This is a genomic window from Paenibacillus chondroitinus NBRC 15376, from assembly GCF_004000765.1.
Classification (GTDB): domain Bacteria; phylum Bacillota; class Bacilli; order Paenibacillales; family NBRC-103111; genus Paenibacillus_E; species Paenibacillus_E chondroitinus.
The window spans coordinates 31419-45513 of sequence record NZ_BILW01000020.1; the positions used below are offsets into that span (position 1 = coordinate 31419).

At 47.0% G+C, this 14095-nt stretch carries 11 protein-coding genes and 1 pseudogene; 10 read left to right on the plus strand and 2 right to left on the minus strand.

Annotation, left to right across the window (positions count from 1 at the left end; genetic code table 11):
- The first annotated feature begins 68 nt into the window (after positions 1 to 68).
- From PCH02S_RS21030 to PCH02S_RS21040, 3 genes are read left to right on the plus strand one after another with little or no spacing between them, the layout of a single operon-like run.
- Positions 69 to 1013: an ABC transporter permease gene (locus PCH02S_RS21030; protein WP_246069193.1), complete on the plus strand. Its 945-nt coding sequence runs from the start codon at positions 69 to 71 to the stop codon at positions 1011 to 1013.
- A gap of 24 nt (positions 1014 to 1037) precedes the next feature.
- A complete protein-coding gene (locus PCH02S_RS21035) occupies positions 1038 to 1955 on the plus strand; it encodes a carbohydrate ABC transporter permease (RefSeq protein ID WP_127455918.1) in 918 nt (305 codons plus the stop codon).
- 36 nt (positions 1956 to 1991) lie between these two features.
- A complete protein-coding gene (locus tag PCH02S_RS21040) occupies positions 1992 to 3008 on the plus strand; it encodes a glycoside hydrolase family 130 protein (protein ID WP_127455919.1) in 1017 nt (338 codons plus the stop codon).
- Positions 3009 to 3134: 126 nt separating this feature from the next.
- Here the strand turns inward: PCH02S_RS21040 and PCH02S_RS21045 are convergent, their stop codons facing one another.
- A complete protein-coding gene (locus PCH02S_RS21045; RefSeq protein ID WP_127455920.1) occupies positions 3135 to 5453 on the minus strand; it encodes a helix-turn-helix domain-containing protein in 2319 nt (772 codons plus the stop codon).
- 253 nt (positions 5454 to 5706) lie between these two features.
- Positions 5707 to 6672, minus strand: a pseudogene (locus tag PCH02S_RS21050) (oxidoreductase).
- A 146-nt stretch (positions 6673 to 6818) separates the two neighbouring features.
- Between PCH02S_RS21050 and PCH02S_RS21055 the strand changes: the two are divergent.
- From PCH02S_RS21055 to PCH02S_RS21085, 7 genes are all read left to right on the plus strand, one after another.
- A complete protein-coding gene (locus PCH02S_RS21055; RefSeq protein WP_127455921.1) occupies positions 6819 to 7262 on the plus strand; it encodes an Lrp/AsnC family transcriptional regulator in 444 nt (147 codons plus the stop codon).
- 249 nt (positions 7263 to 7511) lie between these two features.
- Positions 7512 to 8588, plus strand: a complete 1077-nt coding sequence (locus PCH02S_RS21060) for a carbohydrate ABC transporter permease (protein WP_127455922.1) — start codon at positions 7512 to 7514, stop codon at positions 8586 to 8588.
- Between the two features lie 22 nt (positions 8589 to 8610).
- Positions 8611 to 9504 carry a carbohydrate ABC transporter permease gene (locus PCH02S_RS21065; protein ID WP_164819655.1) on the plus strand — a complete coding sequence of 298 codons (894 nt, stop codon included), beginning with the start codon at positions 8611 to 8613 and terminating at the stop codon, positions 9502 to 9504.
- A 63-nt stretch (positions 9505 to 9567) separates the two neighbouring features.
- On the plus strand, positions 9568 to 10374 hold the full coding sequence (locus PCH02S_RS21070; protein ID WP_127455924.1) for an HAD family hydrolase: 807 nt from the start codon (positions 9568 to 9570) through the stop codon (positions 10372 to 10374).
- Between the two features lie 14 nt (positions 10375 to 10388).
- Positions 10389 to 11804, plus strand: a complete 1416-nt coding sequence (locus PCH02S_RS21075) for an MBL fold metallo-hydrolase (RefSeq protein WP_164819656.1) — start codon at positions 10389 to 10391, stop codon at positions 11802 to 11804.
- A 38-nt stretch (positions 11805 to 11842) separates the two neighbouring features.
- Positions 11843 to 13210 carry an ABC transporter substrate-binding protein gene (locus PCH02S_RS21080; RefSeq protein WP_127455926.1) on the plus strand — a complete coding sequence of 456 codons (1368 nt, stop codon included), beginning with the start codon at positions 11843 to 11845 and terminating at the stop codon, positions 13208 to 13210.
- Positions 13211 to 13303: 93 nt separating this feature from the next.
- Positions 13304 to 14086 (plus strand): DeoR/GlpR family DNA-binding transcription regulator, encoded by a 783-nt coding sequence (locus PCH02S_RS21085; protein WP_127455927.1) that lies wholly within the window; start codon positions 13304 to 13306, stop codon positions 14084 to 14086.
- The last annotated feature ends 9 nt before the right edge of the window (positions 14087 to 14095 follow it).

Sequence of the window (14095 nt, forward strand, 5' to 3'; positions counted from 1 at the left end):
GAAGACGGATGTAAGCGTTAGCAGCAATCAACATACGAAGAAAGGAGAGGATAGAGGTAATGAGTACAATGAGTCAACAGACAGCAAGAAACACGAAGGTATCAAGCAGCAGTTCACTGTTTTTGAGAATGAAGAAAAACTGGGAACTGTACTTATTTATCGCCCCGGCCTTTTTGTATTTCCTGATCTTCCAATACGGACCGATGTACGGGATTCAAATTGCCTTTAAAAATTTCACGCCATCCATGGGGATCTTTGGGAGTGACTGGGTAGGATTCGCACATTTTGAGCGGTTTTTTCATTCCTATTACTTCTGGGATTTATTGTGGAATACGTTTAGCCTCAGTCTTTATGAGCTGGCGATCGGATTTCCGCTTCCCATTATATTGGCTCTTGCTTTTAATGAAGTAAAAAATGGTTTTTTCAAGAAAGGTGTCCAAACGATTACGTATGCACCGCATTTTATTTCTGTCGTGGTCATGGCGGGGATGGTGATTACCTTCCTGTCTCCATCAAGCGGAATCATCGTGAAGTTGATAGAGCTGTTCGGTATTCATGCTCCGGCTTTCTTGACGGACCCGGGCTGGTTCAAGACGGTGTATGTCTTCTCGGGGGTTTGGCAGAACACAGGTTGGGGGACGATTATCTACCTGGCGGCGCTGTCCGGCGTAGATCCGCAGCTGCATGAAGCGGCCATTGTGGATGGAGCAAGCCGATTCAAACGCGTTCTTCATATTAATCTTCCGACAATTATACCGACAATTACCATTTTATTGATTTTGAATGTGGGCAATATTCTGGGCGTGGGTTACGAAAAAGTATTACTGCTGCAAAACCCGCTGAACATAAATTCGTCCGACGTGATTTCTACATTTGTCTATCGTACGGGGCTTGTCAGCGCGCAATACAGCTTCTCCACAGCCGTAGGCCTGTTCAACTCGCTGGTCAATGCAATTCTGCTGATTACTGTTAACAAAATTGCCAAGCGCACAAGCCAAACGAGCTTGTGGTAGACAAGAAGAAGGGAGGAGTCATCTATGGCTGTTGCCACTGCAGTTAAGGAGACGAAGGGTGACCGGATTTTTCTCATCATGAACTATGTGTTTTTAAGCTTGGCTTTGATCGTGGTGTTATACCCTGTGTTGTATATTATTAGCGCTTCGATGAGCGATCCCAAGTACGTAAGCACCGGTGAGATGTGGCTGTTTCCAAAGGGGCTTAATTTCAAAGGATATGGGCTTGTGTTCGATAATATAAAAATATGGAACGGCTATGGCAACACACTTTTGTATACCTTTATCGGTACCTTGCTGAACCTGGTTGTAACGCTGCCTGCTGCCTATGCGCTTAGCCGGACGGACTTTGTTGGCCGTAAGTTTTTCATGGGGATGTTTCTGGTCACGATGTTCTTCAATGGCGGTCTTATTCCAACTTATCTATTGGTGAAAAACCTGGGATTAATGAATTCCATCGGAGCACTCATCTTACCGGTAGCTGCTTCAGTGTGGAATATCATTGTTGCTCGCACGTTTTTCGAGTCCAGCATTCCCAAGGAGCTTCATGAGGCTGCTTATATGGATGGCTGCACGAACTTTAAGCTGTTCGGGCTTATTATCATTCCGTTATCTGCGCCAATTATTGCGGTGATGGCCCTGTTTTATGGCGTAAGCCATTGGAACAGTTATTTCCCTGCGTTAATTTACCTGAATGACGAGACGAAATATCCGCTGCAAATGGTGCTGCGCCAAATTCTCGTCCTGCAAGAAATGACGGCGGAGACCACTGGCGCTGCGATTAGCGGCGATATGGCTATCGCGATGAATAACAAAGCAGAGATTGCTGCACTTGTAAAATATGTAGTGATCATCGTATCCACCTTGCCGATTGTTGTGGTGTATCCTTTCTTGCAGCGTTATTTCGTACAAGGTGTCATGATCGGTTCCGTCAAAGGCTAGTTGCAATTTACCCCATATACCTAGGAGGCAATAAGTATGAAAATTACAAGACATCCTAATAACCCGATTGTCGTTCCGGGAGGCTACGAATGGCGCAAAGTGACGGTGTTCAATCCGGCTGTTATCATTGACAATGACAAATTCTACATGGTTGAGCGTACGGCGGGCTCCCTGACCCCGTGCAAAAACTTCCTGGGACTTCTGGAAAGCGAAGACGGCGTGAATTTCACCCATGTGAAGGATGAACCTGTTCTGACGCCTGATGAGCTCGGATTCCCTTATGGCAGCGTTCAGGACCCGCGTGTTGTCAAAATTGACGGTACGTTCTATATGAACTACGCGCTGCGTCCGTGCGCCATGAATTACTACCCGACGAATCGCGGTGTGCCAGAGAGATCGTTCCCGTCGTATCCAGACGGTTGGGGAGAGCAGGAAGTCCACTGGCGGACGCGCTCTTCCATCGCCAAGTCGACCAATCTGATCGACTGGGAATTTGTGGCCGACACGACTCCGCTGGAGATCAATGATCGCGACAACATTTTGTTCCCGGAGAAAATTAATGGCAAGTTCGTTATGCTGCGCCGTCCCGAGGAATATGTAGGGGAAGAATACGGCACGGAAAAGGCTGCCATGTGGATTACATATTCGGAAGACTTGATTCACTGGGAAGAGCCGAAGCTGCTGGCCAAAGGCGAGAATCCAGCATGGGAGTCTCGGAAAATCGGAGGCTCTACGCCGCCGGTAAAAACGGATAAGGGCTGGCTGGTGCTCTACCACGGTGTCGATGACGAGATTGTCTATCGCATGGGGGCGCTGCTGCTGGATCTGGAAAACCCGGAGAAAGTGATTGCCCGCACGAAAAACTTCATCATGGAGCCGGAGACGTATTATGAGAAATTCGGTTACCAAATTCCGAATGTGATCTTCCCTACGGGGAATGTCGTGAAGGATGGACTGCTTTATATTTATTACGGGGTGACGGACACGGCTATTGCTTTGGCCACCGTGCCTCTGGATGATTTGGTGGAGTACGTGCTTAACGAGCCTAAATAAAAAAAACCAAGGAGCTAAGCGGCTTGTTCCCGCTTAGCTCCTTGGTTTTTCTATCTACTTTCCAAAAAAAGATAAGCTGCCCTCGGTCATTTCATGACTTTAGGGCAGCCTTGTGTTGGGAGCAGGTTATTCCTGCTCTTTTTTGGCATATAGTTTCCGATATTGTCCCGGTGTATAGCCCGTTTCTTTCTTGAATTTACGGATAAAATTCGGTGCGTCCAAGTAGCCCACCTGCTCAATGATATCCTTTAGTGGTGCAGTTGTATGGACCAGCAGCCGAATGACTTCTTCCATTCTTCTTTGCCAAATATATTGCGTGAAGTTATGGCCTATTTTCTCTTTGAAGGTGCGGCTCAAGTAGGAGATCGAGATGGAATATTTGAGAGCCACATGCTCGAGACTGAGCGTATAGTCAGCGAATTTCTGATCCACATATGCGACGATATCTTCAATTAAAGAAGGCTGCTCCGTTTCCGTATTCCGTTCGACCTGCTGGCAGATGCTGACGGCCAGGGAGGTTAATCGGTCTTCAAGCTCCTCCAGTGTTTCGAAAACGGAGAAGTTGTGAATGCCGGCGAACACTTCGCTGACCCCCAATTCATGGGCTGTTTTCAGCAAGGAGTTCAACAGATCAAAGCAGATGCAGCGTAGCAATGCTGCAGGGACGGCAGCCTCCTTAATCTCGGCGATCAAATCAATAATTACCTGATTGGCTACCGTTTCGTTGCCCTGCTTCAAGCTTTGCTCCAGCTTGAGCATCGACTTCTTCGGCAGCCAGTAGGCTTCGGACGAAGTCGATGCGATCATATCCTGCAGCTGCTCAAAGTAAGTCACTCGTCCGTTAGAGCCCAGAATTCGATTATCGATCGCCGTAGCTGCTTCGATGAATGATTGGTTGATCGAGGCGAGGTCCGGATACGGCATTCCTACGCCGATGTACGGCATAATTTGAATGTTGTTGTTCATCAAGATTTTAATCGCCTCGACAACATCCTCGATCCGCTTCTGGGCGGGCTCTTGAGCTTCCGCAGGGACGGAGACGAGCAAGGCCAGTTGGTCTTTTGCCGAGAATTCTACGCCGTAGACACGGGCTTGAAGACTCGGAAATTCCAATTCATTAAACATCTCCTGCAGATGCTGCCGAATGTTCGAGGAATCCCCGCCCTCAAGATTGTCATCCCATGCGAGGATAAGGGAGACATACAATCCTTGCCCGTGCGGGTATTCCAGTCCGGCGCTCGCCACCATGCGTTCAATTTCCGGATCATCCGGCTTGCCGTGCTTGAACAACATCAGCAGGCACTGGTTGCGGACGAATGGCTCCTGGGTGTCGATGCGGGCACTGTAATCATGAAGCGTTTGCTTAATCCAGTCCCATTCGTTCCGGGTCATGTCGTAATTGGAGGTCTTCATCTTGGTGAATTCGATCAAATCCCTAATCGGGTGGTACTGCCGCTTCGCTAAGATCACGGCTACGATAATGCCGAATAAAACAGTGATACAGAACACCAGAAGGAATAAGGTCTGGATATGGACTACTTTGCTGAAAAATTGATGGCTTGGAATCGCAGTTACATAATTCCAATTGTTCTCCTTGGACCTTACCGAAACTACGGAATGTTCTACGCCGTCGAGCTTCATGTTATGTATGCCGGGTTCTAGAGAGGCCAAGGACCCGACGGCCTGTTCCGGAAGCGCGTTTCCATGATTATTGGAAGTAAGAAGCTGGCCGTTCTGATTAAAAATGTAGCTGCTGCCAGAAAAATTGTTAAGTATCATGTCCATAACGCCGGTCAGCTTCTCTTCACTGACCATATAAACGACTGTGGCCGTGGGATAGAGATCGTTCGGCTTGATTGGGAAAAGCATCGTCAGCATGGAGTCATTCCGCGAGTTAACGGTTACATTCTCGGCAGGGCGAATCATCGGCTGCTTGATTTTATTCAAGTCGCTATAGATTTGATCGCTGGTCCAATTGCTATAGTGGTACCAGTCTCCAAATGCTACATGCACATTTGTTAAACCGCGATAGGAGTAAATATTTTCATCGTTATGGAAGTACAGAAACAAATCTTCCAGAATGCTGCTGTTCACTTTGTAATTTCCCAAGGTGTCGATAGCTTCCATCTCATAGTACGGATGATGCACCATGTAGGAGCTGAGCTGCTTGTCATAAGCAATGCGGCTTGTAATTTGCTGCAGTTCACTCATTCGTTCATCAATCGACAATTTGACTTGAATGAGTTGGTTGACGTTCGTCTGTTCAATTTCTTTACGCAAATCATTGATTGCGTTTTCATAGATAAAAATCGTAACGCCGGTCAAGGGAATGAGGAACATCAGTATGTAAGATAAGGCATATTTAAGTAGCAATTTTGATTTAAAGCTGTTCCAAGACATTCGGAAGCTGGACACAACGGATGACTTTAAGGATGATTTCGACATGAATGCGCTTCCTCTCCATACTAGACTAACATAGATCAACTAGAGGGTTTTAATTGTTTGCATCTCCTCATTATGGCTGAAAAATAAGCCGGTGTAAAGGAAAGAGAGACGACCTTTCTAGTAGAAAATAAGTTTTTGTCGCATCCGACTGACCGCAAAAAAACAAACAGCAGCGACCATGGACGAAAATTAAGTCCTAGAATGCTGCTGTTTTTCTGATGGCAGTGAGAGAACAAGGTTGCGGTATCGCCTATTAAAGTAATTGGGCCGCAAAATCCGGGTCTTCTATGAGCGGTCGACCGATTGCAATCATATCAGCCAATTGATCTTGAATGATATGGTCTGCAAGACTGCGATTATCAATTAATCCAACAGCAATAACCGGTACTCTCAAATGTTGTTTAATTATGGCTGCTTGGGGAACCTGATAAGCAGGATATATATGATTTGGTTGCACTGGAACTAGTCCTCCCGTTGAAACGTGGACAGCATCAAGCTCTGATTCCAGTGGTTGTAACATTCGGGCTATGTCCTTAGGAAACAATCCACCTTTTACATAGTCCGTGGCGGATACTCGAACCGTAATCGGATATTTCTTGCCGACTTCTCCTCTGATCACCGTAAGTACATCCTTCAAGAACCGCGACCTGTTTTCAGGACTGCCCCCTTAAGCGTCTATACGATGGTTCGATAACGGCGATAGAAATTGATGGATCAAGAAACCGTGAGCAGCGTGGATTTCAATCCCATCAAATCCGGCAATAACGCTACGTTTTGCAGCTATACGATATTGTTCAGCAACTTGTTGGATATCAGCCAGTGACATAGCTTCTGGTGACCCGTAATGTTCATCATAAGCGATTGGACTTGGGGCAATTAGCTTCTGTGTAACCAACGGCGAGGATTTTCTTCCCCCATGCGACAACTGTATAAATATGGGTGTTTGCTTAGCGTGAACAGCCTCTGTTATCTTTTTTAGTGATTCAATGTGATGATCGGTGAAAATACCGATGTCGTTATTGAAAAGGCGCCCGCTGTCCGATACCGCTGTCGATTCCACGATGACTAATGAAACATGATTAGCTCTACGGCTATAAAATTCAGTGTGATGTTTTGTAGCAAAGCCATCCGGGGTTCCCGCATATTGCTGCAAAGGTGCCATAATGAGTCTATTTTTTAAGCTTATTCCGCCAATTTGGATGGGTGTATTAATGGTCATTTCTTCATCTCCCCTCGTTTTGTTAATGACATTTTACTTCAGAAAAATTATAATTTACATGTGATAATTAAGGTGTATTCATCATCTTAACTTAAATATTTATTTGTTTAATCATATACTCTTTATAAAATGAGGTGTTTCTTTTCATGGACCATATCGATTCCAAGATTTTGTCATTATTGCATGAAAACGCGAGGACTCCCATATCTGAAATAAGCCGAATGATTACCATGTCACAGCCTGCTGTCACAGAACGACTCCGGAAGCTTGAGGATCAGGGCATCATAACAGGCTACCGCACAGAGCTTTCTCCGCAGAAACTCGGCAAGCTTACAACATCTTTCGTTTTGTTCCGAACCAATAAGTGTAAGGATTTTCTTGCATTCAGCGAGACTTCTCCGGAAATTATTGATCTTTACAGAATCAGTGGCGAGTATAACTATTTGATGAAGGTATTAACGGAATCTACTTCATCTCTTGCCCAATTCCTGGATACCTGCAATGCTTTCGGGTTTAGTATGCCTTTAATTGTTCTCTCTACGGAATTTGAGGACAGAAGTCTAATTGCAGCGATAGAAACAGTGGAGTGAACATGCCGTACCGAAGACTCTATTCCTAAATTTACAAAGGGAATAGAGTCTTTTTTTGTAAATTAACGCTGAATATGCCCGTTCTTATCAATATAATGCCCGTTCTGACAACAGTGAATAACGAATTTTGTAAACATCGGTAACATCGGCAACAATTTCTTAAAGCATCTATAACTATCAGCAAACAATTGCTGGGTACAATAAGTGAAGTAAGGTGAACAAAAAGGCAGATAAGAGAGGAGATTCCAAGTGATAACGAAAGAAGCCGCTGCTTATGACAACAAGCCTATTCCAAAATCGCGGGAGCGTATCATCGTCAAGTCGCGTTCTCGGAGAAAAACCATAGAAGCGTGGACGGGATTGTGTTATGCCCTTCCCGCGCTGGCTCTTTTATTGTTGTTTCGATATTGGCCGCTGCTGTTCGGCATGTGGATGAGTTTGTGGAAGTGGGGTTATGTACCGGAGCGATTCGTAGGATTCGATAATTATATTCGTATTTTTACAGAAGACCTCGTTGTGCAAGACCCAACCGTCGGTTTACAGCTGGGCCCTGTCGGACAAGGCTTCATAGTCACCCTGTTTTACGCCATAGGCACGATTCCCTTGTCATTGCTGCTTTCATTTTTTGTTGCCTATGTCTTGTTTCATATAACGAAAGGCAGAACCTTGTTGCGCGTTCTTTTCTTCCTTCCGTACATTACTTCACAAGTTGCGGCGGCAATTGTATTTAAATGGATTTTCCATCCAAGCGTGGGCCTCGCGAATTGGGCTGTAAACAAGGTGGGAGGAACGCAGCAGCAATGGCTGACGGACCCGGATCCCATTTTAATGAAGCTGATTCAGTCGCTTGGCGGGCACTGGCCATCTTCGATCCCAACGGCATTCGCAGGTCCGACTTGGGCGCTTGGTGTCATCATGTTGTTCACGATATGGGGTAGTCTGGGCTTTCAAATCGTTGTGTTCTTATCAGGGTTGACGCAAATTCCACATGATCTGACAGAGTCGGCCCGAATTGATGGGGCCAGGACGTGGCATACGATCCGTCATATTACGCTGCCACTGCTGTCGCCGACTTGGTTTTTACTCATCATTGTTTCTGTGATTGGCGCTTTCGAATCGTTTAACGCGTTTTATGTGTTCTCTGGTGGAGAAGGCGGGCCATTAGGTTCCACGATGTCACTGCCCTTGTATATTTTCAGAAGCTTCTATGTGTATGGTCAAGTTGGTTACGCATCGGCCGTCTCGATGGTATTATTCGTACTTTTGCTTGGATTAACTTGGCTGCAGCTGCGTTACGGCGAGAAAAAAGTTCATTATATGCATTAATGCAGGATGGAGGATGAAAAGAATGTTAGGCTCAGTAGGATCAAGCCGCTCTTCCCGAATAACATGGAGAATCGTGTGGATTTGCACGGTATTGTTAGCCTGCTGTGTGGTGTTCCCATTCGTATGGATGATTCTGACTTCGCTAAAAAGTGCGGAGGAAATTAATCGCATGCCGCCAACATGGCTGCCGGATTTATGGCACCTCAAGAACTATGCGGAAGCATGGTTAAAACCGGAATCCACCTTTCAGCGCTATTTTGTCAATACGGTGATCATCGCTGGTGTTGGCACGGCACTTCAATTACTCGTGTGTGTGCCGATTGCCTTTGCCATTACCCATTTTACATTTCGCGGTCGCAATCTCATCTTTATGCTCGTGGTGATCACCATGCTCATTCCCTTTGATGTGACCTTAGTTCCTAACTTCGTAACGATGCGGCATATACCTTTTGCCGGCGGTAACGATTGGGCGGGGAACGGGGGGCAAGGTTTCTATGACAGTTATATGGGCATGATGCTGCCGTTTTTGGCGGAGGCTTTTACCATATTTTTGTTAAGACAAGCTTTTCTATCTGTGCAAAAAGAGTACTGGGAAGCTGCTCAAGTGGACGGCATGTCGAGCGCTCGATACCTGTGGTCCGTACTGCTGCCACTCGTGCTGCCCTCCTTAATTACGACGGCATTACTTGCCTTTATTGGAAAATGGAACGGTGTCCTATGGCCGTTGTTGATTACATCTAGTGAAGCGCTCAGGCCACTGCAAGTAGGTTTATTGTATTTCGTTAGTGAAGAAGGGCCAAATTATCATCATTTAATGGCGGCGGCTACTTTTACAATCGCTCCTATTGTCGTCCTGTACTTGGTCGCGCAGCATTGGTTTCATCAAGGGATTACTTCAGCCGGGCTCAAAGGATAAGCCCAACCTGGATACTTTAGAATGATTAGAAAACAACAAAGAAACACACTGGAGGAACATTAGATGGATTGGCTGCATGAGATTGAAGTCGTCTTATTCGACTTGGATGGCACGCTTTATCAAGATGGCACGTTTTACAAACGGTATTTGGAATTGCTCTTTCAAGAGGGAGATCATGCGGCAAGTTTGGATGAGATTCTGGAAGAAATGGAGCATTTGCTTGCAGGCCGGGATACAAGCCGTATAGGGGATTGGTATCATCCGAGCACGGATACTTGGACACGGGTAACGCCTGGGGATGTATTGGAATTATCGCAGCAAAATTGGAACACGCCAGCTATTTATGCCGGCGACGCATGGAGTTTGGTCAGCATGTTTACCGTCAAGCACGGGATCGGCGAAGCCAAACGTCAGGAAGCTTTTCAGCAGGTGCGCAAGGAAATGCTTCAGGGCTCGTCGAGTTTCGAACGCCATGCAGGATTATATGAAGCTATTCGTCAGTTGAGCGGAGTCCGCTCGAAGCTGCTGCTCACGAATTCGCCGGAAAATACAGGTCGTGAATTTATTGCTGCACTCGGTGCCGGCGAATTGTTTACGGATATTAAGTACGGAGCGGGAAAACCGGCTGGATTGGAGCATTTCATGAGTGAGCTGATGGAACGAGAGGGGCTGCCTCCTGAACAAATTCTCTCGATCGGCGATCACGCTTGGAACGATCTGTATCCGGTGCGTAAGTTAGGCGGACGCACGGCATGGATATCCGCGTACCCATCGTCCGACCCGTCACCATGGGATGTACGACTGACAACGCTGGATGAACTGGCATCCCTTTTAATGGATATTCAAGATAGCAAACTTAAACACGATTAAAGGAGGTAATGTGTATGAATGAGCAGCATCAGCTGGAGGAACGCATAACGTTTTATGGCGGGTTGACTACGATCGGCGGAGTTCACATCTTATACAGCTGCGGAGACACGGGAATTGTGTTTGATCTTGGTATGGCTCGCGCCTTCTTCAAAGGCGAAGTCAGCGTCCGTTCTGACTTTGGGATTCGAAGCAGTCTGCTGACACGGATGGCGCCGCCTGTATGGGGATTATACGATCCTGCTTTCCTGGGCGATGTTGGGGAAGCTGAACTTGCGCAAGTGTGGGGCCGAGATCACTTTCCTGAGGTGAACAACTTGCATGGTTTTGTTAGCCATATTCATCAAGATCATATGGCATTGCTTCCTTCTTTGCGCGAAGGGCTTCCTGTCTGGATGCATCGTGATGCTTATGCGGTGTATGAAGGTGTTGTAGCTGCAGGCGAGTATGAAGGCACGAAAGCAGATATTCGTCTCATTGAGGACGGACAGATCGTGGACTTCGGCACTTTCCGCCTAGAGTTTATTGAAGTGGATCATGATAGTCCAGGGGTTACGGGCTTCATTATTCACGGACCGCAGCACAAAATCGCATTCACAGCCGATTGGCGTCGCCATGGCCGGAATTCGCATCGCTTGGATCGGTTCATTGAACGCTGCCAAAGCGCTGAAGTTGATCTGCTCATTACCGAAGGCACTAGAATGCGCCCGGACACGTTGTTCCGCAAGCCGAAGGACCGGCTTGAAGTTGAAGTGGCTGTCGAGTGCCGCCGTGCGATGGAAGACACGGAGGGCTTGGTGTATGTTAACATTCTCGCTCGCAACGTGGAGCGTGTCGCTGATTTGATTATCCGCACCAAAGAAGCGGGCCGTCAGCTTGTGATGGACGAAAGTACAGCCGTTCTGTGGAAGGAGGCCTCCACGAGACTATCGGTGCTAGCCGGGCATCCAGCGCTTGATGTCGATCGGGATGTCATTCGACTTATGAGCACGCCGCAATGGTCCAAGGGACCGCACCCATCCAAGGAAGTTGATCTTCCTTATGCGCCTATAACGTTGAACGAAATTACGGCCAATAAATCGTCTTATGCCGTCTATCTTACTTATCCGAACACACCTCTTATAGCGGAAATGGAAACCTTCGGCTCACGCGCTTCAGCATCGATTTACGTTCATGCTGACGGTAATCCGCTGACCCCATCGGACGAAACGCTGCTGAAGTGGCTCACGGAATTTGGTGTTCAGTATCGCTATTGTGCAACAGGAGGCCATGCCTCCCCGCAGGAGATATCCGAATTAACTACGCGGATTTCCCCGAAATTAGTTGTTCCTTTGCACAGCTTACACCCGACATTGTTTAACAGCGGTGGCATAAGGAAGTATTGTCCGGCTCCTGGAGAAAGCTTTGAACTTTCGGAACTCGTTGGTAAATAGATGCTTCATGCAACATACAAATCGAGGGAGTGATAACCATGGATTTGATGAAACGTTTTCCCGCCTGGAAAGCTTCGATTGCGAGCCTTTTGCTTCTAGCAACCATCGGTTGTGGAACACCGCAGCAAGCAGCGCCGGCCAGCACGCAAACGGATAAAAAAGAGGAATCTAAAGTAGCGCAAGGGATTGAGCTTGGGAAGAACGGGCCGATTACGATCGATTTCTGGCATATTCAAGCAACGATCTATGGCGATGCAATTAAAGAGATGGTCGCAGCTTTTAATAAAGAGTATGAAGGTAAAATTATTGTCAAAGAAGTGTTCCAAGGTTCATATGACGATTTGAATAAAAAAGTGCGCGCTGCCCTGCAAGGCGGGGGCCTTCCGGCCGTAGCCATGTCCTATGAGAGCGATACGCTGGAATATATGAAAGCAGACAAAATTGTAGCGCTCGACGACTACATCAACGATCCGGTTAACGGGTTGAAAAAGGCAGAGCTTGATGACATTATGCCAGGCGTATTGGCTCGTCAGCGGATCCCGGAATACAATGGGAAAACGATGAGCTGGCCGCACGGCAACTCCTCCATGGGCGTGTATTACAACATAGATCTGCTTAAGAAAGCAGGTTATGAGAAGCCGGCAGCAACCTGGCAGGAATTTGAAAAGATGGCGTTAGACATTACGGAGAAAACAGGTGTTCCTGCTCTGGTGATGGGGAATGCCAATAATGGCGGAACGTTCCGCACATGGCTGCGTACTTACGGCATTGATCCGATTAATCTCGATCAAAGCGGTGTGAACTACGATAATCCACAGGCATTGGAATTGGCTGGAATCATCAAAAATTTGGTGGATAAGAAAGCCATTTTGTTCGCACAAGACACGGAGCAGGAGTTTACGAACGGCAGAGCTGTGATGGAAATCGGTACGACAGCTCGTACAAGCTCCAAACTTGATCTGGTGAAAGATAAGTTCAAATGGGGCATTACGCTAATCCCGCAGGGGAAAAGCGGAAGCAAAGTGACGGAATTATACGGCGGCAATCAAGTCCTGTTCAAAACAACGCCAGAGAAACAGCTCGCAGGTTGGTTGTTTATGAAGTATTTCGCTGAATCCAAGGCGCAATCGATTTATGCTGCCAAAACAGGTTATTTCCCAGCAACGCTATCCGCACAGAATACGGATTTATTGAAGAAAAATTATACGGATAACCCGCAGAAGAAGCAGGCTTTTGATGAAGTGTTTCCTTTTGCACGAATCGATGTATCCAGTGCTGCGCGTAACAAGATGGATACAGCGGTTGGAGAAGCTTTGCAAGCGATGACTGCCGGTAAATTATCTCCGGCCGATGCGCTGAAGAAGGCGCAAGCTGATTCCACGAAAGCGCTCAAAGAATTCAAATAAGCTCAAAAACAATAGGTAATAGGCTTCCTGCGTAAGCGCCATTAGGGCTTATGAGGAAGCCTTGTTTTACTAACGTCAGGGGAGGTTACAGGTGTGAACTCAGTCCGTCGAAGAAATGAAATTATTATGGATGTGCGGCGTACCGGCAGCGTTTCTGTCGATGAATTAATGTTGGCCTATGGAGTCTCGGTGGAAACAATTCGCCGGGATTTACGTATTTTGGACGAAAAGGGCATTGTTCGCAGAACATATGGCGGTGCGGTGAAAAGGGAGCAGACGACGTGGGACATGCCGTATTATGATCGCATGCAGCTGAATCTGGAACGTAAAGAGGCTATTGCCCGCGAGGCGGTGCTCTTATTGGAGGATGGCGATAGTGTTTTCGTAGATGGCAATACGACCGGGCTTGTGCTATCGCGATTGATTCCCGCCGATAAAAACCTGACGATCGTGACGAACTCGGCGATGGTTGCCTTGAATCTTGTTCAGAAGAAAGGAAAGCTGAGTGTCTATCTGGTCGGTGGCGAGGTGGGCGAAGATGGGATGACATTTGGTTATAAGCTGCACTGCGAGCTTCGTCAATATCGCTTCGACAAAGCGCTGTTTTCCTGCATGGGATTTGGTACACAAGGCATTTATTATTCCAAATGGGAGCCTCTGCAAATTGCGCAGATGATGGTTGAGCAGAGTAATCACCTCATTCTCATGGCGGATTCGTCCAAAGCCAACCGCAGCGGATTTCTGTTTGGGATGGAGCTTAATCGGATTCAGACGTTAGTGACAGATGAAGGGACACCGCACGATATGCGTGAGAGTCTGCGGGAAACGGTTCGTAACCTGATTGTGACCAGCAGTGATGATCAGAGTGAAAGGTAAGTTTGGCAT

Coding starts and splice junctions, on each gene's coding strand:
- PCH02S_RS21070 (WP_127455924.1), top strand. CDS start 9,568: ATGGATTGGCTGCATGAGATTGAAGTCGTCTTATTCGACTTGGATGGC.
- PCH02S_RS21030 (WP_246069193.1), top strand. CDS start 69: ATGAGTCAACAGACAGCAAGAAACACGAAGGTATCAAGCAGCAGTTCA.
- PCH02S_RS21055 (WP_127455921.1), top strand. CDS start 6,819: ATGGACCATATCGATTCCAAGATTTTGTCATTATTGCATGAAAACGCG.
- PCH02S_RS21035 (WP_127455918.1), top strand. CDS start 1,038: ATGGCTGTTGCCACTGCAGTTAAGGAGACGAAGGGTGACCGGATTTTT.
- PCH02S_RS21040 (WP_127455919.1), top strand. CDS start 1,992: ATGAAAATTACAAGACATCCTAATAACCCGATTGTCGTTCCGGGAGGC.
- PCH02S_RS21075 (WP_164819656.1), top strand. CDS start 10,389: ATGAATGAGCAGCATCAGCTGGAGGAACGCATAACGTTTTATGGCGGG.
- PCH02S_RS21065 (WP_164819655.1), top strand. CDS start 8,611: ATGTTAGGCTCAGTAGGATCAAGCCGCTCTTCCCGAATAACATGGAGA.
- PCH02S_RS21080 (WP_127455926.1), top strand. CDS start 11,843: ATGGATTTGATGAAACGTTTTCCCGCCTGGAAAGCTTCGATTGCGAGC.
- PCH02S_RS21045 (WP_127455920.1), bottom strand. CDS start 5,453: ATGTCGAAATCATCCTTAAAGTCATCCGTTGTGTCCAGCTTCCGAATG.